The organism is Gordonia sp. SGD-V-85 (genome assembly GCF_001456905.1).
GTDB classification, from domain to species: domain Bacteria; phylum Actinomycetota; class Actinomycetes; order Mycobacteriales; family Mycobacteriaceae; genus Gordonia; species Gordonia hongkongensis.
This window is the reverse complement of sequence record NZ_LNQO01000004.1, coordinates 211126-235401: the sequence shown is the minus strand read 5'-3', so window position 1 is coordinate 235401 and position 24276 is coordinate 211126. Positions and strand designations below refer to the sequence as shown.

At 66.2% G+C, this 24276-nt stretch carries 27 protein-coding genes and 1 tRNA gene; 8 read left to right on the top strand and 20 right to left on the bottom strand.

The features are described 5' to 3' along the window. Positions 1-37: 37 nt before the first annotated feature. The 3 genes from rhaI to AS181_RS06540 form a co-directional block, all read right to left on the bottom strand. A complete protein-coding gene (gene rhaI / locus AS181_RS06550; protein ID WP_058250773.1) occupies positions 38-1198 on the bottom strand; it encodes an L-rhamnose isomerase in 1161 nt (386 codons plus the stop codon). A gap of 125 nt (positions 1199-1323) precedes the next feature. Beyond that, entirely contained in the window at positions 1324-2697 is a 1374-nt protein-coding gene (locus tag AS181_RS06545) for an MFS transporter (RefSeq protein WP_058250772.1), read from the bottom strand. 108 nt (positions 2698-2805) lie between these two features. Then, entirely contained in the window at positions 2806-3153 is a 348-nt protein-coding gene (locus AS181_RS06540) for an L-rhamnose mutarotase (RefSeq protein ID WP_058250771.1), read from the bottom strand. A 177-nt stretch (positions 3154-3330) separates the two neighbouring features. Here AS181_RS06540 and AS181_RS06535 point away from each other — a divergent pair, with 177 nt between their 5' ends. Then, positions 3331-4185, top strand: a complete 855-nt coding sequence (locus tag AS181_RS06535; RefSeq protein WP_058250770.1) for an SDR family NAD(P)-dependent oxidoreductase — start codon at positions 3331-3333, stop codon at positions 4183-4185. Here the strand turns inward: AS181_RS06535 and AS181_RS06530 are convergent. The 14 genes from AS181_RS06530 to AS181_RS06480 form a co-directional block, all read right to left on the bottom strand. Further along, positions 4182-4400: a hypothetical protein gene (locus tag AS181_RS06530; RefSeq protein ID WP_004020299.1), complete on the bottom strand. Its 219-nt coding sequence runs from the start codon at positions 4398-4400 to the stop codon at positions 4182-4184. The genes AS181_RS06535 and AS181_RS06530 overlap by 4 nt on opposite strands. 228 nt (positions 4401-4628) lie before the next feature. Continuing rightward, a complete protein-coding gene (locus AS181_RS24920) occupies positions 4629-5324 on the bottom strand; it encodes a hypothetical protein (RefSeq protein WP_139114196.1) in 696 nt (231 codons plus the stop codon). 371 nt (positions 5325-5695) lie between these two features. Next, complete coding sequence (locus tag AS181_RS06525) at positions 5696-7063, bottom strand: hypothetical protein (RefSeq protein WP_058250769.1); 1368 nt, start codon at positions 7061-7063, stop codon at positions 5696-5698. A gap of 612 nt (positions 7064-7675) precedes the next feature. Beyond that, entirely contained in the window at positions 7676-8830 is a 1155-nt protein-coding gene (locus AS181_RS06520) for a phage major capsid protein (RefSeq protein ID WP_058250768.1), read from the bottom strand. Between the two features lie 304 nt (positions 8831-9134). After that, on the bottom strand, positions 9135-9437 hold the full coding sequence (locus tag AS181_RS06515; RefSeq protein WP_058250767.1) for a hypothetical protein: 303 nt from the start codon (positions 9435-9437) through the stop codon (positions 9135-9137). A 267-nt stretch (positions 9438-9704) separates the two neighbouring features. After that, positions 9705-9869: a hypothetical protein gene (locus AS181_RS24915; protein WP_156422433.1), complete on the bottom strand. Its 165-nt coding sequence runs from the start codon at positions 9867-9869 to the stop codon at positions 9705-9707. Further along, positions 9866-10240 (bottom strand): hypothetical protein, encoded by a 375-nt coding sequence (locus tag AS181_RS24910; RefSeq protein ID WP_139114195.1) that lies wholly within the window; start codon positions 10238-10240, stop codon positions 9866-9868. Before AS181_RS24910 ends, AS181_RS24915 begins: the two co-directional genes overlap by 4 nt. Beyond that, the gene (locus AS181_RS06505; protein ID WP_175404282.1) at positions 10237-11859 is read right to left on the bottom strand and encodes a hypothetical protein; all 1623 of its coding nucleotides are present in this window, start codon (positions 11857-11859) and stop codon (positions 10237-10239) included. Before AS181_RS06505 ends, AS181_RS24910 begins: the two co-directional genes overlap by 4 nt. Further along, on the bottom strand, positions 11856-12185 hold the full coding sequence (locus AS181_RS06500; RefSeq protein WP_058250765.1) for a DUF2742 domain-containing protein: 330 nt from the start codon (positions 12183-12185) through the stop codon (positions 11856-11858). The genes AS181_RS06505 and AS181_RS06500 overlap by 4 nt, the downstream gene beginning before the upstream one ends. Beyond that, positions 12186-12719 carry a hypothetical protein gene (locus AS181_RS06495; RefSeq protein WP_058250764.1) on the bottom strand — a complete coding sequence of 178 codons (534 nt, stop codon included), beginning with the start codon at positions 12717-12719 and terminating at the stop codon, positions 12186-12188. Then, a complete protein-coding gene (locus AS181_RS06490) occupies positions 12716-12928 on the bottom strand; it encodes a hypothetical protein (RefSeq protein WP_058250763.1) in 213 nt (70 codons plus the stop codon). The genes AS181_RS06495 and AS181_RS06490 overlap by 4 nt, the downstream gene beginning before the upstream one ends. After that, positions 12928-13299 carry a hypothetical protein gene (locus tag AS181_RS06485; protein WP_058250762.1) on the bottom strand — a complete coding sequence of 124 codons (372 nt, stop codon included), beginning with the start codon at positions 13297-13299 and terminating at the stop codon, positions 12928-12930. The genes AS181_RS06490 and AS181_RS06485 overlap by 1 nt, the downstream gene beginning before the upstream one ends. 129 nt (positions 13300-13428) lie before the next feature. Next, complete coding sequence (locus tag AS181_RS24905) at positions 13429-13581, bottom strand: hypothetical protein (RefSeq protein WP_156422432.1); 153 nt, start codon at positions 13579-13581, stop codon at positions 13429-13431. A 71-nt stretch (positions 13582-13652) separates the two neighbouring features. Continuing rightward, positions 13653-13874 carry a helix-turn-helix domain-containing protein gene (locus AS181_RS06480; protein ID WP_058250761.1) on the bottom strand — a complete coding sequence of 74 codons (222 nt, stop codon included), beginning with the start codon at positions 13872-13874 and terminating at the stop codon, positions 13653-13655. A 117-nt stretch (positions 13875-13991) separates the two neighbouring features. Here AS181_RS06480 and AS181_RS06475 point away from each other — a divergent pair, with 117 nt between their 5' ends. After that, a complete protein-coding gene (locus AS181_RS06475) occupies positions 13992-14525 on the top strand; it encodes a helix-turn-helix domain-containing protein (RefSeq protein WP_058250760.1) in 534 nt (177 codons plus the stop codon). 5 nt (positions 14526-14530) lie between these two features. Then, complete coding sequence (locus AS181_RS06470; protein ID WP_058250759.1) at positions 14531-15715, top strand: site-specific integrase; 1185 nt, start codon at positions 14531-14533, stop codon at positions 15713-15715. A gap of 11 nt (positions 15716-15726) precedes the next feature. Here AS181_RS06470 and AS181_RS06465 read toward each other — a convergent pair. Continuing rightward, a tRNA-Leu gene (locus tag AS181_RS06465) sits at positions 15727-15800 on the bottom strand. A gap of 189 nt (positions 15801-15989) precedes the next feature. On the opposite strand from AS181_RS06465, the gene AS181_RS06460 reads away from it, so the two are divergent. From AS181_RS06460 to AS181_RS06440, 5 genes are all read left to right on the top strand, one after another. Next, on the top strand, positions 15990-17228 hold the full coding sequence (locus AS181_RS06460) for an oxygenase MpaB family protein (RefSeq protein ID WP_058250758.1): 1239 nt from the start codon (positions 15990-15992) through the stop codon (positions 17226-17228). Positions 17229-17281: 53 nt separating this feature from the next. Beyond that, complete coding sequence (locus AS181_RS06455; RefSeq protein ID WP_058250757.1) at positions 17282-19552, top strand: MMPL family transporter; 2271 nt, start codon at positions 17282-17284, stop codon at positions 19550-19552. Between the two features lie 55 nt (positions 19553-19607). Next, positions 19608-20294, top strand: a complete 687-nt coding sequence (locus AS181_RS06450; protein WP_058250756.1) for a TetR/AcrR family transcriptional regulator — start codon at positions 19608-19610, stop codon at positions 20292-20294. 144 nt (positions 20295-20438) lie between these two features. Further along, the gene (locus tag AS181_RS06445) at positions 20439-21305 is read left to right on the top strand and encodes a Bax inhibitor-1/YccA family protein (protein WP_055474978.1); all 867 of its coding nucleotides are present in this window, start codon (positions 20439-20441) and stop codon (positions 21303-21305) included. A gap of 133 nt (positions 21306-21438) precedes the next feature. Beyond that, positions 21439-21999, top strand: a complete 561-nt coding sequence (locus AS181_RS06440; RefSeq protein ID WP_058250755.1) for a DUF6790 family protein — start codon at positions 21439-21441, stop codon at positions 21997-21999. A 16-nt stretch (positions 22000-22015) separates the two neighbouring features. On the opposite strand, the gene AS181_RS06435 is transcribed toward AS181_RS06440, so the two are convergent. Next, on the bottom strand, positions 22016-23239 hold the full coding sequence (locus tag AS181_RS06435) for an acetyl-CoA C-acetyltransferase (protein ID WP_058250754.1): 1224 nt from the start codon (positions 23237-23239) through the stop codon (positions 22016-22018). A gap of 65 nt (positions 23240-23304) precedes the next feature. After that, entirely contained in the window at positions 23305-24240 is a 936-nt protein-coding gene (locus tag AS181_RS06430) for an SGNH/GDSL hydrolase family protein (RefSeq protein WP_374193861.1), read from the bottom strand. Positions 24241-24276 lie beyond the last annotated feature (36 nt).

Here is a 24276-nt window from a genome sequence, read left to right as displayed (position 1 = left end):
TCCTCGGGAGTTCAGGGAACTGGGGCTGGGGGAGGGCTCAGGCGCCCCAGGACGACTGGGTACCGCCGACACGCTCGGCGACGATGCGCTCGTGGTATCCGGAGTCGACGTATGCGGCCATCGGGTCTGCGGGCAGGCCGCGACGGACACGACGCTCGGCGAGCATCGGACGGACGTCGGTGTAGAACGCGTCCATCACGATCGCGTTCGCGCCCAACACGTCTCCGGCGGCCTGTGCCTCGGTCAGCGCATCGGTGTCGACGAGTAGTGCGCGGGCCGTCATCTCCTCGACGTTCAGCACCGAACGGAGCTGGCCGGGGATCTTCTCCTCGACGTTGTGGCATTGATCGAGCATGAGAGCGACCGGCGACCCGGCGTCGAGCCCGCCGCCGCGGATCACCTCGAACAGGATCCGGAAGAGCTGGAACGGATCCGCGGCACCGACGATGAGGTCGTCATCGGCGTAGAAGCGCGAGTTGAAGTCGAAGGAACCCAGCTTTCCGAGGCGAAGCAGCTGCGCGACGATGAACTCGATGTTGGTTCCCGGCGCGTGATGGCCGGTGTCGAGGCAGACCATCGCCCGCTCGCCGAGCGCGGTCACATGGGCGTAGGAGGTGCCCCAGTCGGGGACGTCGGTGACATACGTCGCGGGCTCGAAGAACTTGTACTCCAACACGAGTCGCTGGTCGTCGCCGATGTGCTGGTAGATGGTCGCGAGCGACTCGGCGAGCCGGTCCTGGCGTCCGCGGATGTCGCCCTGTCCGGGGTAGTTGGTGCCGTCGGCCAGCCAGATCTTCAAATCGCGCGAACCGGTCGCGTTCATCACCTCGATGCAGGCGAGGTGATGGTCGATGGCCATCTGCCGCACCGTCTTGTCGGTGTGGGTCAGGCTGCCGAACTTGTAGGCGTCGTCCTGGAAGGTGTTGGAGTTGACGGTGCCCAGGCCGACGCCGAGATCCTTCGCGTAAGCGGCCAGGGCGGTGTAGTCGTCGACGGTGTCCCACGGGACGTGCAGGGCGACGGTGGGTGCCAGCCCGGTCAGCTCGTCGACCTTCGCGGCGTCGGCGATCTTCTCGTGGATGGTGCGGGGGGTGCCCGGGGTGCCGAACACCTTGAACCGGGTGCCGGAGTTGCCGAACGCCCAGGAGGGGAGCTCGATCTCGAGGTTGTCGAGGATCGTCTCGTCAAAGGTGGCCATGAAATTTCTTTCGGTTGGGATTCCCCGCCGCCGGCGTCGGGGTCAGCCGGCGGCGGGGAGGTCTGAGTGGAACATTCGAACTGGTGGAACGTTTCAATCGCGCACCGCGCGATCAGGCCGTGGTGTCAGGCCGGGGCCCGGTGTCCCGACTCCGCGGCCGGGTTGGTGCCCGGGGTCGGGTGCGCGGCGGATGCCGGTGTCTCGATGAGCTCGGGTGACAGCGGAGCGCCGTAGCGCTCGACCTCGATCTGCTGCAGCGTCTTGCCCTGGGTGTCCGGAGCCGCGATGGCGCCGATGATCAGCGCGACGGTGAGCAGTGCGACCAGCAGGATGCCGACCGTGGTGAGTCCGGTCGCCGCGAGCATGGTGGGGAAGAAGTAGCTCAACAGACCGGTTGCGGTGCGGACGGCGAAGAACATGACGCCCTGGGCGCTGGCCCGATAGGGCGTCGCGAACATCTCGCTGGCCCAGAGGCTGTAGAACGCTTGCGCGCCGATGCCCGAGGAGATGCCCCACAGGACCGCGAAGACGAGCATCGTGGCGACACCGCTGTCGGTGAAGGCGACCAGCACGATCCAGGCGACGATGCCCAATGCGGCGCCGAAGACGTACAGGGCGCGCTGGGAGACCCGGTCGGCATATCGCATGAAGCCGAAGTAGGTCGCGAGGACGGTGCATCCCCAGACCAGCACCTGCAGCAGGTTCTGCTGGACCGCGCTCTCGACGCCCGCGGTCTCGTAGACACGCGGCATGAAGATGCCGGCCTGTCCGGCCACGGTGTTCCAGAAGAGGTAGATGCCACCGAGCAGGAGTAGTGCGGTGATGTTGACCTTCTTGGAGAACAGGCCCTTGATTCCCCGGGCGCCGACGGAAGCGGTGAGCTCACGGGTCTCGTTGACCGCCTCGTCGGACCAGATCTTGGACTCCGCGAGCCCTTGGCGAATCCACCAGACGACCGCGGCGACGACGAAGAGGTGCAGGAAGATGATCCGCGAGCCGAGTAGGCCCATCGGGGCGAGCGCGGCCGCCAGTGCGAAGCCGATCAGGGGTCCGACCGACCAGGCGAGCTGGGCGGTGCCGACGTGTTTGGCGCGTTCGACCGATGGCGCCTCTTCGGCGATGTAGGTCCAGGACGCGGGTACGCCCGCGCCGACCGCGAGGCCGGTGATGATGAACGCCGCCAGCAGCATGGTGAAGTTGAGCGCGAAGGCGGCGAGCAACACGCCGGCCATGTAGACCAGCAGGTCGTAGGTGTAGATCGCCTTGCGGCCGTAGCGGTCGCACAGCGGTCCGCCGATGGCGGCGCCGACCGCCGCGCCGAACGCGTTGGCGCTCAGTGCGGCCAGCAGGCCGACGGCGAAGTTGCTGATGCCGAACTCGTCCTGCCAGAAGGTCAGGCTGGTGGCGATCGCGATGATCGAGCCGGCTTCGATGTAGTTCGACATGGCAACCGAGATGGTCGCCCGCCAGCCGGTGGTGGAGCGCGCTCCTACTTTCATGGGATTCCTAGCGTCGGAGATCAGTAGAGAGGGTCGGGATCGGAGGGGTCAAGCCGGGTTCGCTGATGTCGGTGTGCCCGTCAGTACGCGTCGTGTGTTCGATGTCGGTCAGTCGAGGTGGAAGTACTCGAGGAGTTCGGTACGGATGGTGTCGGGATTGGCGCAGTCGGCGTCTCCGCCGGTGGCCGGGAGGAAGTACTCGGACATGTGCGCCTGCCACCGGGCGTTGACGTCCGTTGCCTCCATGGCGGCGGCGGTCGTCGCGAAGTCGTCGGTCTCGAGGTAACCCACGACCATGCCGTCGTCCTTGCGGAGGAACAACGAGTAGTTGCGCCATCCGGTCTCGCGCAGGGCGTCGAGCATCTCCGGCCACACCTCCGTGTGGGCGTCGAGGTAGTCCTCGACGCGCTCCGGGCGGAGCTGGAGCACGAAGCAGACGCGCTGGGTATCGGGCATGGCTGCTCCTGACAAACGACGTGATGGGAAACGCAGACCGTCGAGAGAGGATCAACCCGGCGAATTAAAACGTTTCAATTTGTGATGGCAGCAACACTAAGAGCGGCCTGTGAGGATGTCAAGACCCGGTTCGCACAAAGCGCACCCCGCCGGAACGGGATCGGTCATGCTCTGTTCGTGCTGGAATTCGGGAAGACGCGCGGAGCAGATGTCGGGGGCAGGATCGCGATCGTGACCGGGGGCGGGTCCGGTATCGGGGCCGCGCTCACGCGCGCGCTGGTGACCCGGGGAGCCCACGTCACCTGCGCGGACATCGCCCTACCCGCGGCGCAGCGGGTGACGGACTCCTTGTCCGGTGGGCCGGGCACCGCACGGGCGGTGCAACTGGATGTGACGGATGCTGCCGCTGTGCAGCGGGTGGTCGACGAGGTCGTCGCCGAGTGGGGGCGCCTGGATCTGATGTTCAACAACGCAGGGATCACCTGGGGTGGTCCGACCGAGATGCTGACGCCGGAACAATGGGACGCGATCATCGACGTCAACATCCGGGGCGTCGTGCACGGGGTCGCGGCCGCGTACCCGGTGATGATCGAGCAGCGTTCCGGACACATCGTCAACACGGCGTCGATGGCCGGGCTCGTCGCCGCCGGACTGATCACGAGCTACGTGATGACCAAACATGCGGTCGTGGGGCTGTCGCTCGCACTACGGACCGAGGCTGCGGGCCGCGGGGTGAACGTGCTGGCGGTGTGTCCCTCGGCAGTGGAGACCCCGATCCTGGACAAGGGATCGGTCGGCGGATTCGTCGGTCGCTCTTATTATCTGGCGAGTCAGGGTTCGTCGACCGCGTACGACGCCGACCGCCTTGCCCGGGACACGCTCGCCGCCATCGAGCGGAATCAACCACTGCTGGTCGTCCCGCGTCGATCCCGGATCACCTGGCGCGTCCAGCGATTGGCGCCCGGCCTCACGAATCGGCTTGCCGCGCAATTCATCGATCGGCAACGCGCGGAGTTGCGGCCGGAGGGTTAACCGCCGGCGGTGCTGCTCAGGATGGCGATGATGACACCTGCCACGGTCAGTACACCGACGACCCAGGCCATCGTGATCGCGACCCGTCTGCGTCCGAACCGGGCCGCGTTGATTGCGATCCCGAGGCACACCAGGACCGCGATCGAGTACACCGAGATACCGAGGGTGAGCAGGGCGACGGAGGAGTCGGCGAGCAGGACAACCCGAGTGGACATGACACCGAGTACATCATCAGCGGGCTCGGGGGATGCACGCGGATCGAGACAGCCCAGTGGCGTGCCGGCTTTCCGTGACACTTCGTCTCGTGCTTTCGACGCAACGCGTTTGCAACGACGCAGGTAGCGGGATCAGGCGCAGAGGTCTGGCGGTGTTCTTGACGTGCTCCCGCGCAATTGGGATGTCGCCGTTGCGCACTGCGGAGTGAGTCGGGATGGGCGATCTGGCTATCGGTTCGGAACAAGCTCCCAACGACCTTGCTCCCAGGTGTAAGAATCCCTGATCCCTGAGTAATCGAAGGGCAGGGTGACAAAATCCTCGCCATTGTCGCGCCTCAGGTCATAGCGCACAGTTTTGCCGTTGACGATGAAGCGCAGCCGCAGGAACCACATGGTGGGTCGACTGGTGGTGTACGCGTGTACTCGGAAGACTTCGGTCGAACCTTGTGGTATTTCGAAGCGAAATGGCACGCGTGGGGCACTTGGGTCGTCACCGCGATGGCATACAAGTGTTTCGTCATCGAGTGACACGAGGAGATAGTTACCCTCTAATGGCCCGCCCGCGGGCGGAGGGAGAATCGCTATGCCATCGACACTGCCGAAGCCGGGCCGCAAGACGGGTTTACCGCCCGTCAGGGCAACGGTCGCATTTTGAGCTTGTACTTCGAACTCGAACACGGTGTGCCCCAGCTCGATTCCCCTGTTCTCATTGATCCAATCAAAGGGCTTACTGTAGCTGGTCCGAGAACCTAGATCCCGCAGCTCGGTCAACTCGTCCGGCGTCCCTACGGGGAAGAAGAAGCGTTTGACCCTCATGTCACCGAAGGTGTCATAGTCCTCGTCGACGCTAACTGTGACTCGGGATCGACGCAGATAGGCCTGCGCCGCTTGTCCTGCCAATGCCGCTCCTGCTACCGGGTCCATTCACATATCCTCTCACTCCCGGCGTTTCTGCCGAGCCAAAATGTTGGCGTCCGAGTTCGGGTTGCGCCGACACTCGGCGACTGCGGGCCAGGCGTAGGTGTCGTCCGCCGCACGATTTTCCCTGCGGTAGCGGGCGGCCGCGAAAGGCGAACGGCATCGCTAAGCCTGCGCCACACGTTCGCGGAGATGCAACTTATGGAGGGGAGCACTTCATGTGGTCAGCCGGTGGATGGGTCGCAGCACCTTCACCCCACACACTCGACGCCTACGGTGACTGGATTCCTGAGGAAGGCGGCGGCGCACTGAACGATTTGCCCGATCCCTCCCAGCTGATTCCGCATGAGGCCCCCGAGTCGTCGGATGACGTTCCTCTATTCGGACGGTGAAGGTAAATGGGCGTAGTTGCTCGCGTACGTCAAGACACGTGGCGCGAGTAAAATGTAGGGCGGAACCGGAACCTTCCGTGTGAACCCTAGACCGGACTGCAACGCGTAAAGACCCTCTTTTCCTTCGAAACGGTCGACAAGGTCTTTCACAGTCGCGACATCGTCAGCGATATCGGGATACAGAATCGCATCCAGTTGGTCTTGTAGTTCAGCAATCTGAGGTTGGGCGGCCTTGATCATGTCCAAGACGCTAGGATCGTAGTCGATGGCCTCGAGTTCGGTGATCTTGATCCATTTTTCTCGTGCAGCCCTGTTGAATTTGATCATGTAATCACGGTCCATAAACACGTTCGCGGTGCTCTCGCCTTCTAGGCGAGCATTGAGTTCAATCTTGAAAGCATTAATGTCGCCATGAAGCAGGGCGTCACGCATTTTGATTAACCATCGGTAATCAAACGATGACACGAGCAGATCATCAAACAGATCGAGAGCTTGTTTCTCCTCTACGGTCTTGCGGCCGAACTGCTCGCGAACTGCGCGGATGGACTGATCTCTATGACTGTGGAGCGCGCTAGTGAAAGATATGAGCGCTGAACGGATTCGCCTTCGGCGCTCGTCGAAAGCATCTTGATCGGACAGTGAAATTCGCCGACTAGTGACATCGGAAATTACTGCAATAAGCAAATCGCAGAATCTCTCATTTTCATCAGAAATGTGCTGGAGAAGTTCGCTGTCAATCATGCGGCGGAGGCGCTCGTGTGCCGTGCGATACTCTGCGTCTTCATCTGCAGTGAATGAGCAGAGCTTTTTGAAGATGATAGCAGCATCGATACCCGGATCGGAATATCCCAACATTGCTCCGTACGGGTCGGAGGCGGCAGCTGCGTCGTCGTCAGCGTCCTGTTTTATCTGTTGCTCTCCCTGTTCCTGTATCTTATTGAACACCGACAGAGAATTGGTGATTATTTCGCGAATCTCATCTTCTGTCGGGAGCTTTGTAGATAGCCAGTTGCGAGCGCGCTGAGCGACTTCTTGTAGTGCGGTGCGCATTGAGTTCTGGACGTCGTTTCTCGTCATTCGGTCGCGGGCGTCTGGTGTGTTCGCGTAGTCCATTGCCGCGGAGGCCAAGACCTCCGCTTGAGCCCGCATTGTCTCCAGCACAATGACCATGGCCGCGCTCTGAGGCGGTGGCGCGGTTTCCCTGGAGATTAGGTCCCGCCACGCGTCCATGAAGTGTTCGCAGAAGTCAAATGGGCTGTCGCCGTCGAATTCGTCTAACTTGGCGATCAGTCCGTCTAACTTTCGTATCCAGTCTTCCAAACTGGTCTTGGCTTCATCGTCTTCCGGTGGCACACTTCGACTCCTGTCATGCTCGAACTTCGCGGCCTCGTCGTGGACAGCCTGTAAGCATCGCACGTACGCAACTCATTGCGTCTGACATCTGATCCCGCGTGTCGCGCTGATGCGGCAGCTTGGGTAGCACGGGGGTGGCACTGTAATCGTTCGGATGACGCGAGGGAACGGCAATAGTCAATCTACCTGCGGCGATGCGGTGCCCCCAGTCGGACTCGAACCGACACTGTGCCGATTTTAAGTCGCAAGATCACCGTCCGATGCAGTCCGTGACGGTCCGCCCCGTCGCTGCGACCTGCATCAATCATTCGGCATCGTCCACGACTGAACGCAGATGTGTCACTGAGATGTGTCACTCACGTGTCACGAAATCCCGGCGGACGAACCCGGAAGGATCGTCATCGGATGAACCCCCTGGGAGGTGTACACCCGGCCGGAGGTGTACACCCGGTGCGAGTTGTACATCCCGCGGTGTACAACCCTCGGGTCGTCCGCGAAAACGGCACCTACCGGCGGAGGGGCCGCGACCTGCGGTTCGTGGTGATCCTGAGGCCCCTTCCCCTCGCGGTGGGACGTCCCGACGAGGGTGGGACGTCCCACCGCGAGGCTGGGTCAGGCGGCGGCGGTCGCGATCTTCACGACGCCGAGCGGGGCGAACACGTCGACTCCGAACCGGCCCTCGCAGCGGGCGCGGACCTGGTTCTTGGTGAAGTCGTCGCCGGTGTTCTCCGACCACTTCAGTTCGATCCCGGCGGAGTCGGTGGAGACCGACAGCGCGGTGGTGTCGAACAGCAGTCCCGTCTTGGTCGGCAGGGCGAGCGACACGACGACCGGGACGCCCCAGAGTTTCTGGTTGACGCGGTCGACGGGGAGGCCGCGGTAGGCGATCGCACCGGCCGAGGTTGCCGCGGCGATCTCCAACGCTTCCCAATCATCAGGCCTCACAACGAACACCGAGGCCGTGTGGCCGGCGGTCTCGAGTGCGGTGACGGCTTTGCGGGTCGAGGACAGGACGTCGGTGGCGAACGCCTGGGTCTGGATGCCGCTGGTGTTGAGCAGACCTCGCAGGTTCGGTGTGGTGCCGTTGCCGCCGAGGACCTGCGCCTCGACTGCGCGCCGCAGACCGTAGAGCAGTTCGGTTTCGACGAACCGTCCGAGGCTCGTGGCGTCGGCGAGGAGGTACTTGTCGACGGTCTCGGACAGGTGGGCGATGACGTGGAGTCCACCGTCGACCGGGGTGAGGCCGTATTCGCTGGTCGGCTTCACGCCGCCGGCGGCGACCGGTGCGGCCGCGTTGGTGCGGGTCGTCTGCCGCAGGTACCGGTAGGTCGGTGTGGATCGGACGGTGACCGGTAGCGCGTCGAGCAGTGAGGTCGCGACCTGGCCGAGCGCGATCGGGTCCTCCTGCAGCGGCACCTGTGTGGCGAGCTCACCGGCCGGCAGCAACGCCTTGCGGCCGCCGAGCGCGTCGCCGAGCATCCGTCCGGCGGCGTCGCGGGCCACTGCCTTGATCTGGGTGCCGGTAAACGCCAGGCGCTTCTCGCCGCCACCATCGTCGGGTGTGGCGCCGAGCGCGTCGATCGCAGAGAGCAGTCCTTCCGACTGGAGCGCTTCGGCGATCTGAGTGTCGAGGCTCTTCACCTCGTCGATGAACTTCTGCACTTCGGCGGCCTGCTCGGCGGTCAGCTCGACGCCGTCGGCCTTGGCCTTCTCGATGATGGCGTGGGCGGCCTGGTAGGCGGCGGCACGCTTCTGACGGAGATTCATTGTGTGACAACCCCTTTCAAAAGGGCATGGCAAGGGAAAGTGTGGGGTGCGGCGTTCGGGGGCGGGCGGGTTGGAAGCTGGCCGATCCGGGCGGGCCACGTTTGTGGCCCCTCGGTGGCGGGCGACCGTGTACCGATGGCCGATCCGATCACGCTGCGGGCCGGGTGTCGTTCGGCAGTCGGGGGACCCTGGCACTGACCCAGCGCCCGGTAGCGAGCCGGACCTGGCGGCGGTCGATCCGCGCCGACTGCCGAAACCTGACAGCCGAATTGCAGTGAGTCCGTCGTGAACTCAAGGTCGGAGTCTACTCCGGGTCGCCGCGGTTGGGGGTATCTCGCTCCCGCGCGGCGACGTCGGCGGCGGCGAAGACCCATCGGCGGACCTGTTCAGTCACGAACGACTTCGCTTCCGGGCGTGGGTCGCCGCCGGACTCGTATTCGGTGATGGTGCGGTGGAGGCGGACGACGAGTGCGAGCGTCACATCGCCGAGGACACCGTCGGCTTCGGCAACGCGGAGGATCTCGAGGACCCGGTCGTGGTCGTCGGAATCCCATGCTTCGACAGCTTGTGCGGCCGTCAGGGCGGCGTCGGGGTTGGTGGGGTTCACGGGTGCTCCTTAGTTGCTGGGTGGTGGATTGGGTTGGGGTGGTGTCGTGCTGGCGCTCAGCGCCACCGAGGCGGGTTAGATCGGCTGCAGCCACTCGGGATACCCGACGCCGCTCAAATCGGTACGCGTCCTCGTCCAGGGCGGCGTCGATGCATCCGGTGCAGGTCCATCCCCAGCGCGAGCCTTTCCAGGTCCGGCACGGGCCGTTGCAGGCTCGGCAGACGCCGGGTGTGCCGTTCGGGCGGTTGCGGGGATGGGTCGGTGGGGTCACTGGGTCTCCTGTTCTTCGACGGCGTCGACGAGATCGTCGGCGAGAGTGAGGGCTTCGTGATCAGACAGTGAGACGAGCAGTGCGCCGATACGGACCTGGACCGGCCGGTCGGCGTCAACTCGGCGGACTCGGGCGGGCGCGGTGAGACCGTGGACCCTCACCGATGGACCTCCCGATGAGCGCCGCACGCCGCACCGGGTTCAGCGACGCGCGCACGACACGGCCGTCCCGATGCGGTGGGCCGGCCACACCGCAGCACGACGGCCGCTACCCGGTCGCGGAGATCGTCGGGCAGCGGCCCGAGCCGCTCGTGTGGCGGTGCCTCGACGGCCCCATGGTCAACGTCGCGATGATCATCGACGTCGGCGAGATGGTGGCGGGCAACTATCCACGCCTGCCGCTGACCGTCCCGGTCGACAGTTTCGGCGATCGTGTAGCCATCCAGGCCGACGTCGGCGAGACCGATCTCGGTGGGCGGGTCGATGATCAGATCGCAGTCGCGGTCTCGATCGCTGGGCGGTGGTGTCGTCATGGCCGTGACGGACCTCCTCGGCGTCCGACCGAACGGTCGCGATCAACCCGCATCCGCTCGGAGTAGACGGGCACCGCTCGGCGCGGCTGCGGCTTGGGCGGTGCCGGTCGTCGTGGGGGCTCGGCGCAGTCCTCGCACCTGTCGCCGGTGTGTGCGGCGGGCAGTTCGATCGTGCAGTCGACGCATCGGCGGGGACGGTTTTCCATGGCTGGTTTCGCTCTCTTCGCCGTCGCGAGGATGTCCATGACGCGAGGCGTTGTCGGCTCGATTTGTGCGTCGGTGGGGGGTCCATCGTTGTTTTCGGGTCCATCGTCGTTGACCTGCGGTTTTGGGGGTCCATCGTTGAACGCTGGACCTACCGATGGACCCTCGTTTTCGCAGGTCAGAGACGATGGACCGGGGTGGACCCCGATGGACCCCCCTGAGAGCCGATAACGGGTGCCTTTCGACACCGCGATCTCAACCACCGCGCCCTCGGAGACGAGTTCGGTCAGGGCGGGGGTGAGCGCGTCGCGCCAGTCGGATCGGGCACGCATCCGGAGGTCTCGCGTGGCGAGTTCTCCGTCCTTCTCCAGCCACCTCAGGATCGCGGCGCGGGCTCGTTGAACCTTGCGGGCGGCGATCACTTCGTCACGGTCGGCGGCGGCCAGTGCACGGGCCTCGTTAACCTTGCGGGCCACCGCTTGGGCTTCGCGTTCGATGCGGGCTCGGGTGTGATCCGACACCCTCATGAGCACACCCGCGAGGTCCCAGTCCTCGACTGTGATGGTGTGCATGCGGCCGTCGAGGACCATCATCGCGGCCGCGACCTTGGCGCGGGTGAGCATCTGGTGACCGTCGAGAGGGTTGATGTCGGGGTCATCGCGCAGCTTGCGCAGATGGTGTTCTTCCATCGCCTGGACGGCCTCAGTCGGCAGGGTGAGACGGACTTCCCTGTCGGCGGGGACCAGAGTGCGGGATACCGTCCACCGCTCAGGTTCCGCCGGCCGGATGTCGGGGGCGTCGGGATCCGCGACGGGCAGCCAGAGGAACCGTTGCGCGGTGCCGGCGAGGTCGGACAGCAGCGGTGCGGCACGTTCGGGTTGCACTCCGACCGACAGCACGGCGCGGTAGGAGTGCGCCGGGACGATGAGGCGGGTGTGTTTCTGCGCGTTGGCACCGCCGATCGACTCGCCGGAGTAGAGCTGTCGCAGCGCCGACATGATCGTCGCGCCCTGGCGGGAACCGAGGGCGGCGAGACCGTCGACCTCCGAGGCGGTGAACATTGCTCGGTTGGTGTCGCGGTGGCCGTCGCCGTCGACAGCGAAGGTGCGCGCCAGGCCCTCACCCGACCCCACCGGCAACTCGGGCAGCAGCGGGAGGTTCGTGGCGTCGCGGGCGGCGGCCTCGGTCGCCCCTTTGCCGTGCCCGGAACGTCCGACGAACGCGACGAACGTGTTCAGCGACGCGACACCGCCGATCGTGGGTGGCAGGACCACGGTGGGGTCGAGCGATCCGTTGGCGCGCAGAATCAGCGACCCGAGCAGCGCCCACGGCCCGACCATCCGCGCGCGGGCGAACGCGAGGATGTGAGTCAGGACGGGCCGACTCTCCCAGAAGGTCTCGGCGTCGGTCGTCATGCGGTTCTCCGTTTCAGATCTGGGTGTTCGCGGTGGAAGTCATCGCGTTCTCGGATTCGTCGGGCCACCTGGGCCCAGTCCCTTGCTTGGGCGACGGCAATGCTCGCTCGTTTGAGGGCGTCTCTCTGCCAATTGATTTCGGCGATCTCTTCCTCAAGGACCCATCGGGATCCAGCGATGACGAGCGCCGCCAACTTGGCGGGGTCGTCGTCGTGGAGCTGGCACCATTCGGGTGTGCCGGCGACCGGCAGGCCGGTGTGGGTGACGTCGGCCAGGACGCGGTGCACGTAAGCGCGCACCGCGTCCCAGTCGACATGGCCGGACATCTAGTCGGTGCCCGCCAGATCGCACGCCGCGGTAGTTCCCTGCACGAGACGTGGAGCCTCGTCGTGGGTCACGGCGTTCCGGCGACCGCTCGAGTACTGCTCCGACGTCGAATCCCGGTGGCTGGGGTCGGCGGTCTGGACGACCAACGCGTAGTCGGCGTGCGCGGCGGCGTGGCCCGGTTCGTGCCGGTCTGCGACAACCCAGAACTCCGAGCACCACGAACCGACGGGACGGTTCTTGCACCTGCGGATTCGGCGCCACCGTTCGACTCGGCACTGTGCGGCTCCTCCCCGCCAATACTCTTCGGCGAGGCCGGCGACGACGCGGAGTTGCCGTGCGGTCAGGTGCTTCTCGGCGACGACCAGCACGCGGCCGTCGTCCCACACCTTGATCCAGCAGGCCGATTTCCAGAGGCGTCCGTCGCGGAACCGGAACACCGGTTCGTCGCCGTCGACGCGGATCTGCACGAAGTCACGGATCGCGTCGAACGGGGTGGTTCTGACCAGCCGGGTGTGCCAGTCGTCGTGGTTCATGCGACCACCGCCGTCTGCAAGGTGATGGCGCCGCGGTCGACGTCGAGTGCCAGGTCGGCGAGGTCGAGCAGATCGGAAACGTCCTCGGGCTCGATGGCGGCGAGCGCGTCGTGCAGGATGTCACGCACGAGGTCGTCGTCGGCGGCCAGCGGCGTTACCGATCGAATGACGGGGCGTGCGGTCTGTCGGGTGCGACGGGTACTCTTCATCAGTAGTTCTCGCTCTCTTGGTGGGGGTTGGAAACTCTGGCTCCGGACGGTGTTGGCGCACCGCCGGGGCCGCTTTCATCTCCGGACCGGTCGGCCCGGGAGTCTTGAGTGTTTCGGTGCAGCTCGTCGGCGAGGTCCTTCACCGCGAACGTCAGGGAGCGCAGATGGTCTCGGCGCGGGTCCTGCTTCGGTGTCTCGACCAGCACGTCATGTAGCAGGTCGGCGGCCTGGTCGAGCATCCGTAGACGCACGCGAACATCGAGGACCTCGTCCTCCTCTGGTGACGGCGTGCCCCCGGACGGACCGAAGCCTCCCGATCGCTCGACCGCGGCCATCATGCGGTCGGCCATCCCCTCGTCGGGAACGCCCATCTCGATGTTCGAGCTGTCGACCGGAGTCGGTGTGACCCGCTCGGACGGCCGGGTGAACCGGGCGGGGCCTTCGAACTCCTCCGCACCGAGACCCGCGTCGGCAGCTTCGGTGAACGGATAATCGATCAGTCATTCCGCTTCCTCGTCTTCGTCGTCGAAATCGTCGGTCTCCCGGTAGGCGGGCAGTTCGAGCAGCCACGAGGCGAGCATCTTCGAGTTGGGGTGCCGCGATAGCTCGGCGTGGTCGTCATCGGTCGGCTCGTCGAGCAGGCGAAGGACCACGCCCCTAGTCGGAGCGTCCAGGGACTCGAACGTTTCGAGGTCGATCTCCTGGTTTGGCCAATCGGGACGCGTCATGCCGCGCCGCCGCGGGTAGACGCGCCTTCAGCCTCGGCCTCGAGGGCGGCAATGTACTCGGCGAGGAAGCGGCGGGTGGTGTATCGGCGACGCCCCACCTTCACGGTCTTCAGGGCATTCGAGCTGATGAGTTGGTAGACGGTCGTCCGGCTCGCGTTGAGTGCGTTCTGGATGTCGGGGACCTTCAGGAGTTCGGATCGATCCTCGGGTGTGGACATGGGGCGGAATCCTCTCGATTCGTAGCAACTACGAACAATGGTGGCGTTCGTCGTAGTGATTACTCGTTCTACACTGTGCGTGGTCGTTACGCAAGGCTTGGCGTAGTCTGCGTGTCCATGACGACGTGGAGTGAGGACCTGGTGTCCCGGGTCGCAGGTGCGATCAAACGTAAGCGCGAGAGTTCGACGCCGAAGGTCACCGCGACGCAACTCGCCGAAAGGACTGCCGCGCTTGGACTTCCGATATCGCGGTCGGTCATCTCGGACCTCGAGACTGGTCGGAAGCGGAGCCTCGACGTCGCCGAGCTGATCGTGTTGGCCGCAGCGCTGCGTGTGCCGCCTATCCAGTTGCTCTATCCCGACATCCCGGACAAGCACGTGGACGTGGTGCCGGGATATGGTGTCGAATCCGCACGAGCCGCCGCGTGGTTCGCCGGACTCTCCGGATTGAGCCATGTACCAACGGATTTCACTCTCACGAGTGCGGTGGATGAACGACGCCGACTGAGGAACGCGCAGACTCGCGAGGTCCTCGACGCGCTCAGCTCGGAGGATGGACGTTGGGCGGAGATCGAACGCCGCTACCACGACCGGATCGAGACTCTCACCGACCAGATCCGCCGTCTCGGCGGAAAGATCTACGAAAGCTGAGAATCATGGCGCGACAACAACTCCCGCCGCAGATCCGGAAACTGTCTGTCACGAACCGGCGTACCGGAAAGGTCGAGACGCGGTACGAGGTGCGGACCGAGGTCGGCGTCGGCGACGCCCGCCGACAGGTGAAGCGCCGATTCCGCACCGAACGTGAGGCCCGGGACGAGCTGGCGACGTTGCAGGCGTCGGTCGCGGCCGGCACGTACGTGCATGCGTCGAAGCTGACGACGTCGATGGCGATCGACAACTGGCTCGCCGCGAAGCACTCGCTCAAGCCGTCGACCCTACGCGGACACACGGGTGCACTCAGTGTGGTGAAGGACGAGCTCGGGGACACGCTCGTGCAGCGGCTCACGAAACGCGACATCGACGACCTCGTCGGGCGGCTGCGGGCCGGTCAGGTCGAGGGTCGCAAGGTGTGGTCACCGCGGTCCGTGAACTACATGCTCTCGCTGCTCACGGCCGTGCTCGACGATCAAGAGCAACAGGGCCACGTCGTCCGCAACGTCGCCCGCCTGGTCGACCGCGTGCCCGGAGAGCGCGCCGAGATGAAAACCCTCACGCAGCAAAACATGTTCCGGATCCTCGATCACGAATGCCGGGACCGTCACGTGTGGACGCTCGCGCTGTACGGGCTGCGCCGCGGCGAGATCGCCGGCCTCCGGTGGGACAACGTCGACCTGAAGGCGAAGACAGTGACGATCTCCGAGAACCGCGTCGCGGTCGGAGACCAGATCGTATCCGGGACGCCGAAGTCGATGAGGTCGCGACGGACGCTGCCGATGCCCGCCGAGGTCGTCGAGGTACTGAAGGCCGCACGCAAACGTCAGCTCGAGGAACGGATGGCCCTGGGCGAGGCGTACGGGCCGGGCGAGTACGTCGCGTGTGACGAGGCGGGGCAGCCCTACCACCCGAACCTCCTCACATTCCGGTGGGGAAAGCTGCTCGACGAGCTGAGGATCGAACGAGTGCGTCTGCACGACGCGCGGCACTCGTGCGCGACGCTGATGCACCTGCGTGGTGTCCCGATCGCTGTCATCGCCGCGTGGATGGGTCACGCCTCAGCCGCGTTCACGATGGCGACCTACGCGCACAGCCACGACGACGCACTGCGGGTCGCGGCGACGAGTTTCGGTCGAGATGTGTCAATCAGTGTCAGCGAGACCGGCTCGGACGGTACGAAATAGCCTCTGACCAGTGCCCCCAGCGGGACTCGAACCCGCACTGTGCCGATTTTAAGTCGGCTGCCTCTGCCAATTGGGCTATGGGGGCGAAGGGTCCGCTCGACGACGGTCCCCACGGTGAGCATAGTCAGCCGCGGCAGCGTGTCCGAATTCGTCCGGCGTTGCCACCGACAGACGTCAACTCGACCGCCAGACTTCGATCGAGGTCTGGCAGTCGAGTCGACGTCTGGGAGTCAGCCGTCCTTGACCGGCCCAGTCGCCGGGGTGATCATGGGGCATGGACGCGGCAGCGGTGACCGGGGCACGCAATTGGGAGGCCGTCCGAGAGCGGCATCCCGCCATCGTCGAGCGCCTCGAGGCGGGTCTGACGCAGGGTGATCCGCTCGCCGACGCGGTGATCGTCGAGGCCAGAGAACGCGGAATCTCTTTCTCCACACTGGTCGCGCTCTTGGAAGAGCACACCTCCGCCGAGGAGGAGACCGATGTCGAACACCTCGAGATGCCCGCCTCGATGACGCATCTGTTGCAGGTCGCGAGCACCCCACCTCCGTGGTTCGATCCGGCCTGGGCGGAGGCCGGCGCCCGCGCCTGGTGGCGGTTCGGGACGTTGCAGTCGTCGACGCTGTATCAATCGCTGATCTACGGATTCAAGGCGCAGGGGTTCGTCCGTCCGCTGGTGGCCACCGGCCGGCTGGGATCGGGGACACGTGATCGGGTCGAGTCGACGGCCCGCTGGGTCGCCGAGGCGACCACGCCCGGATCGATGCTCCCGGGCCGTCCCGGTTGGGCTGCGACGCTTCGTATTCGGCTGCTACACGCCTACATCCGCGACGTCCTGCGGCACCCGCCCGGCGGCGATCCGACGGACGACGCCGGGGCCTGGGACGAAGGGGAGTGGGGCGCACCCATCAACCAGACGTATGCCGTGATGACCATCTCGTGCGGCTTCCTGGCTCTCCCTCTCGTCGTCGCACGGGATTTCGGGATCCACTACAGCAGTGCGGAATGTGAGGCGATCACACATCTGTGGCGCTGGATCGGCTGGGTCATCGGGGTCGACGACGACCTCCTGCCGCCGAGTTACGAGTCGTCGAGCGAATTGTTCCGTATCGCAGGCGAATTCGAGCTGCAGCCCGACGATTCGTCGAAGGTGCTGATCAAGGCGCTGCTTCGCGAGGGGTACGACCTTCCGCGCGTCGTGCACGGGGCCGCGCCGATTCCGGTGCCGGGGTTGCTGGTCTCCGCGGTGGATGCGATCACCAGACCCCTGCTCATGTCGTCGTTCTCGGCCATCAGCACCAGATGGGTCGAGCGCCCGGTCGCCCGGCGGATGGGTCTGCGCCGGACGCCGTTGCACCATCTCGTCGACGTCGCACGGCCCGCCGTCAGGCTGCGCGAGATCGCGCGGGCGACCGGACTGCTCGGATCGGAGTCGACGGTGATCGAGCGCGAACTGCGAACGGTCCGACGCGGACTCGGCATGCCGCACGTCCCTGAATCGTCCTTGACCGCCTAAATTACTGCTGATAACTTAACGCCGTAAAGTCGACCGACGCGACAGGGGTCCGCATGCTGGTCAGATTGACACGGCTGGTCATATCCATGCCCAAACGAGTGCTGCTGGGTGCACTCATCCTGCTGGTGGTGTGCGGCGCGTACGGCGCCACCGCGGCCGAACATCTGCTGGCCGGAGGGTACAGCGATCCGAACTCGGGGTCGGCGCGGGCGGAGAGAACGCTCGACGAGACGTTCAACCGCGGCGGGGTCCAGGTCGTGCTCAAACTGGACGGTCCCGACGGAGTCGACGTCTCCCGCGACCCGACGGCCCGGGCGGTCGGTGAGGACATCGTCGCCGACCTGAATCGCAATCAGTACGTGCAGGACCAGATTTTGTCGGTGTGGGCCAATCCGGCGCTCGACTCCGCGCTCGTCAGTCGCGACCGGACGTCGACGCTGATCATCGCCTCGCTCGACGGTGGCGAGGATTCGGCGCCGGGGCACGCCGAGGAGATCGCCGCGGCCCTGGCCGGTGACCGCGACGGGATCACCGTGCAGGTCGGCGGTCAAGGAATGGTCTTCGCACAGGTCAACGATCAGACCGCGTCCGATCTCCTCGTCGCCGAGGCCATCGCGATCCCGATCACGTTCATCGTGTTGATCTTCATCTTCGGCGGATTGCTCGCCGCGGCCGTCCCGGTCGGCATCGGCATCGTCTCGATCATCCTCACCTTCGCGCTGCTCCGGGCGATCGGATCGGTCACCGACGTCTCGGTCTTCGCGCTCAACCTCACCACCGCACTGGGTCTCGCGCTCGCGATCGACTACACGCTGCTGATCCTGACGCGCTACCGGGAAGAGGTCGGACACGGTCTGAGCCGGCCCGACGCGATCGTCCGGACCCTGGCCACGGCCGGGCGGACGGTCGCCTTCTCCGCGGTGACCGTCGCCCTGTCGCTCAGCGCGCTCGTGCTGTTCCCGCAGTACTTCCTGCGCAGCTTCGCCTTCGCGGGTCTCGGCGTCGTGGTCGTGGCCGCGGTGTCGGCGCTCGTGCTCACGCCGGCCGTGCTCATGCTCCTCGGTGATTCCATCGACGCGTTCGATGCCCGGAAGCCACTCCGGCGCCTGCTTCGGCTGCCGCCGGCGCGGCCCGTCGAACCCGAGGACACCTGGTGGTATCGGCTCGTCCAGTGGGTGCTGCGCCACGCCTTGCCGGTCGCCGCGGTCGTCACGGTTTTCCTACTGGTACTCGGTGCGCCGTTCCTGTCGATGAAGCTGGGGTTCCCCGACGACCGGGTGCTCCCCGAGTCGGCGAGCGCCCACGCGATCCAGCAGGAGATCCGAGACGACTACGAGGACGACCTGTCCGCAGCGGTCACCGTCGTCGTGCGGGGGCCGGTGGACGATGCGGCCCTGGCCGACTACACCCGCGCCCTGTCGGGGGTCGGAGATGTCAACTCCGCAGGGTCGTCGGCCGGGACGTTCGTCCGGGGTGCGCCGGCCGCACCCGGCAGCCCGGACGACACCCGGGGCGACGTACACGTCCTGCAGGTGTCGACCGACCGCGACCCGATGAGCGAGTCGGGGATCGCCCAGCTCGACGAGCTGCGGGCGGTGCCGCCGCCGGCGGGAACGGAGACCCTGTTCAGCGGGCTCGCCGCCGCCACCGACGACACCGTCGGGTCGATCTACGCGCATCTGCCGTGGGTGCTCGGACTGATCGCGATCGCGACGTTCGTGCTGCTGTTCCTGTTCACCGGGAGCGTCGTGTTGCCGCTGAAGGCGCTCGTCCTCAACATCCTGTCGCTGTCGGCGACGTTCGGCGCGATGGTCTGGTTCTTCCAGGAAGGGCACCTCGGAGGTTTGGGGACCACCGCGACGGGCACCCTCAGCGCGACCATGCCGGTGCTGCTGTTCTGCGTGGCGTTCGGCCTGTCGATGGACTACGAGGTGTTCCTGTTGGGACGGATCCGCGAGGAGTGGTTGCGATCGGACCGGACGCGGGGGGCCAGCGACCATGCCGTGGCCCTGGGCTTGGCCCGGACCGGCCGGGTCATCACGGCCGCGGCCCTGCTGATGAGCATCGTCTTCGCCGCCATCGCGGCGTCGGAGGTCTCGTTCATGCGGATGTTCGGGGTCGGTCTCACCCTGGCGGTCCTGATGGACGCGACGATCATCCGCATGTTCCTCGTCCCCGCCTTCATGCGGCTGGCCGGGCGGGCGAACTGGTGGGCGCCGGGTCCGCTGCGACGGCTACATGATCGGATCGGGTTGTCCGAGGAGGCCCCGGAGGTCGGGCGTCCCGAGAAAGCGGCGCCGGACACCGCGCCGACGAGGGTCTGACACCGAATACGTCATGGCGACGGATGAACGGCGGCGGGACAGGTGCAGGAGTGCAGTGACGACACGTAGACGAGCGAGATCACCGCGCGGGTCCGGAGAGAACCTCGCGGAGGAGATCATCGAGGCGGCCGGCGAGCTGCTGGTGGAGAACGGTGACGACACCGCGATGTCGATCCGTGCGGTCGCCAACCGGGTCGGTGTCACACCGCCGTCGATCTACCTGCACTTCGCCGACAAGGAGGCCTTGCTCGACGCCGTATGCGCGCGCTATTTCGAGCGCCTCGACGACGAGATGGCCGCCGCGTCCGAGGGCGTCGACGACGCCTTCCGGCGCGCACTCAACCAGGGGATGGCGTACGTACGCTTCGCCGTCGCCACCCCGGTGCTCTACCGGGTGGCGTTCGGCAAGCCCACCTCCGCGGGGCATCCGTCGAAGGTCGACGAGGTACTCGCCGCCAGTGCGTACTCGCGGTTCGCCGGAACCGTCACCGAGCTGGCCGACGAAGGGGTGTTCGATCACGCCGAGATCGCCGACATCGTTCTCGAGTTCTGGGCCGCCGCCCACGGGATCGCGTCGCTGATGCTCGCCAAACCGGGTCTCGCCTGGGGGGACGACTTCGCGCGTGCGGAAGCCATGCTCACCGCCATGTGCCTGGGCCGGGCCTCGCTCGCGACCGACGGCGGTATCGATCAGACCGCAGTGGGCCGCCGGTTGAGGTCGCTGCGCGACCGGGTGAACTGACCCGGTGGCGGGTGTCTGACGACAGAAGGGTCAAGAGTCGGTAAAGTCGACGTCGACTCGGTCGTTGCGAGCTCTCGTCAGGGAACTCTCAGAAACGGCCCGACGTTGAGACGGCAGACATCCGTACCGATGAAGGAGCGCTTCGTGCGAGAAAGCAGCAATCCGGTGATGCGCGGCGTGGTCCGCGACAATCAATCCGGATACGCGGGTTTCGGGGCCGGCATGGCCGGCGCCGGCGCCGCGGCCAACCAGTTCGGTCAGGCCACTGACCCCTACACCCAGCCGGCACCGCCGGCCACTCGTCAGCTCACGATCGACGACGTCGTCACCAAGACCGCGATCACTCTCGGAGTGCTGACGCTGGCCGCCGCCGCCACGTACTTCGCGATCAGCAGCCGCGCCACCGAGGCCGCCCAGGCAGCTCTCGCCACGCCGCTGATGCTGGTCGGCGCCATCGCCGGTCTCGTGCTCGTCCTCGTGGCGAGCTTCGGTCGCAAGCAGGACAACCCGGCCATCGTGCTGGCCTACGCCGCGTTCGAGGGCCTCTTCGTCGGTGCCATCTCGTTCGTGTTCGCGAACTGGGCGGTCGCCGGCGACACCTCGGCCGGTGCGCTGATCGGACAGGCAGTCCTCGGCACCTTCGGTGTGTTCTTCGGCATGCTGTTCGTGTACAAGGTCGGCGCCATCCGCGTGACGCCGCGCTTCACCCGCATGCTGTTCGCCGGCATGATCGGTGTCCTGGTCCTGATGCTCGGCAACCTGGTCATCGGTCTGTTCACCGGTGAGGCCGGAGTCCTGCGCGACGGTGGCCCGATCGCCATCATCTTCTCGCTGGTCTGCATCGCCCTCGCCGCGTTCAGCTTCCTGCTGGACTTCGACGCCGCGGATCGCCTGATCCGCGCCGGCGCACCCGACCGGGCCGCCTGGGGCGTGGCACTCGGCCTGACCGTCACCCTGGTCTGGCTGTACGTCGAGATCCTGCGTCTGCTGACCTACTTCAACTCCGACTAGTCAGTCATGTGACAGTGGCCCCGCACCTCGGCAGGTGCGGGGCCACTGTCGCGTCAGGGTCGGTTGGCGACAAAGTGTGCCACCCGGTGCGTTTGCGGGAACAACCCCATCACCGCGGTTCTACCGTGCGGACATGGTGTTCTTTCTGATCCAGCTGGCGCTGATGATCATCGGCGCCGTCGTACACATACTGGTGGACCGATCGACGCGACGACGCACCGTCGGCCGCGCAGCCGAACTCGTGCTGCTCTGGATACTCGTCCCCGGCGGCGCATTCGGCATCCTCGCCGGGGTCGGCCACGTCGGCCCGAACGCCCCCGAGATCGCCGAGGGCATCGGGCCGGACTTCATCCCGTCCATGTTCCAGTGGGAGCTGGGGTGGAACGACATCGCCGTGGGCGTGCTCGGCGTGCTCTGCTACCGGGTGCGCAATCGTGGCGGATGGCTCGACGCCGCCGTGTGGGCACTGGCGATCAGCTACGGGGGAGACCTCGCCGGTCACATCTCGCAGTACTACATCCACGACAACACCGCGACGAACAACGTCTGGGCGATCCCCGCCGAGATCTACATCGTCGGTGCCGTCGTCATCGCCTGGTTCGTGTACCGGCGAACGACCCCCCGCAGCGTCGCGGTCCTGGGACCGAACGCGGCGAGGGGTGTCGACGAGACGGAGACGGCCTCGCTCAGCTGAGGCGCTCCAGCACTGATCAGCTGAGGCGCTCGAGGACCATGGCCATGCCCTGACCGCCACCCACGCACATCGACTCGATGCCGAAGGTCTTGTCGCGGGTCTGCAGGTTGTTGAGCAGGGTGGTGGTGATGCGGGCGCCGGTCATCCCGAACGGGTGACCCAGGGCGATGGCGCCGCCGGACACGTTGAGCTTGTCGTGGTCGATGCCGAGATCACGGGCCGAACCGAGGACCTGCACGGCGAAGGCCTCGTTGATCTCGACGAGGTCGATGTCCGACAGCGACATCCCCGAGACCCGCAGCACCTTTCGGATCGCCTCGATCGGACCGAGCCCCATGATCTCCGGCGACAGGCCGGTGGCCGCGGTGGCGACAACGCGCGCCAGCGGGGTGAGGCCCAGTTCCTTCGCCTTGGTGTCGCTCATGATGACCAGCGCCGCGGCGCCGTCGTTGAGTGGGCACGCGTTACCCGCGGTGATCGTGCCGTCCGGGCGGAAGACCGGCTTGAGCTGCGAGATCTTCTCGTAGGTCGTGCCCGCGCGGGGGCCGTCGTCGGTGGTGACCAGCGAGCCGTCGGGCAGGGTGACCGGGTCGATCTCCCGCTCGAAGAAACCGGACTTGATGGCTTCCTCGGCGCGGTTCTGGCTCAGCACGCCCCACTTGTCCTGGTCCTCGCGCGAGATGCCGGTGAACGAGGCGACGTTCTCGGCGGTCTGGCCCATCGCGATGTACACGTCCGGGATGACCCCGTCCTTGCGCGGATCGTGCCAGATGCCGGCGTCACCGGCGGCCGCCTTCTCCGTGCGGGCCATCGCGTCGTCGAACAGCGGGTTCTTGGAATTCGGTGCGCCGTCGGCGCCGCCGGAGATGCCGAAGCTCGACACGCTCTCGACACCACCGGAGATGAGGACGTCGGCCTCGCCGGCCTTGATGGCATGCAGCGCCATCCGGGTGGTCTGCAACGACGACGAGCAGTAGCGGTTCACCGTGACGCCGGGGATGTGGTCATGACCCAGCTCGACCGCGATGACCCGGGCGATGTTGTAACCGCCCTGTCCGCCGGGCTGGCCGATGCCCCAGTGGATGTCCTCGATCAGCGCCGGGTCGAGCTCCGGCACCTTGGCGAGCGCGGCTTCGACCATCTGGCGCGACAGGTCGTCGGGTCGGATGTCTTTGAGGGATCCCTTGGCGGCGCGGCCGATCGGGGAACGGGCGTGGGCGACGATGACGGCTTCAGGCATACCTCGAAACTACCGCACCAAGCATCTGCTTGGTCGCGAGGCCGGTCAGCCCGGGTCGTGGCTGGTCACCGACGTGTCAGACGTCTCCTGAGACGTGTGACGAACCGTGTTTCTTCGACGGCCTCGGACACCTTCGGCGGTTCGGGCAGCGGCGTCGGACCCCACTCGCCGATCGAGGCGAGCACCTCGGGCACCAGGATGTCGGCGGCCAGCTCATACCCCGCGGCCGACGGGTGGAATCGATCGGGCGACAGCATGTGCTCGGGGCGCGCGAGGAACTCCTCGGTCAGCAGGTCGGCCAATGGGACCGGCCGCCCCCCGGCGGCCCGGACCGCCGATCGCTGCGCCGCCGCCAGCGTGAGTCCCCAGCGTCGCAACACCATTCGCAGGGGCTGGGGGATCGCGGTCACCACGCCGAAATCCGGGCAGGTGCCGACGACGACCTTCGCGCCCTCGTCGACGAGTGCGTGGACGGCATCTCCGAGCCGGCGCGCCGACGGGAGCGGACTGTTGCGGGCGGTGACGTCGTTGGCGCCGACGAGGATGACGGCCACGTCGGGTCGCTCGTGATGGACGAACATCGCCTCGATCTGGGCCGCGAGCCCCTTCGAGGTCGCGCCGACGATGGCCTTGTTGGCGTAGCGGACCACCCGATCGGTCTCCGCGGCCACGCGGCGGGCGATCTGGACTCCTGGCGTCTCGTCCGCGGTCTCGGCACCCAGTCCGGCCGCGGTCGAGTCCCCGAACACCACGAGATACAGGTCGTACACGGTGTCCCGGGTGAAACGTGCGCTGGTGCCGTCGGGGCGGTACACGCCGTCGCCGTCCGGGGCGTTGTCGGTACGGTGCGGGATCACCACGCGGGCCTCGGCGGCCTGACTGTTCAACAGGTTGTAGGCGGCCCAGCCGGCGCCGGCCGCGCCCGCGGTCGCAACCGCTGTCGCGCCGACGTCGCGCACGATCCTGGCGGGGACGATTCCTCGACGACTCGAACCGGACACGAGTGCCAGTTTAGGCGTTCAGCGGGATCTGCTGAC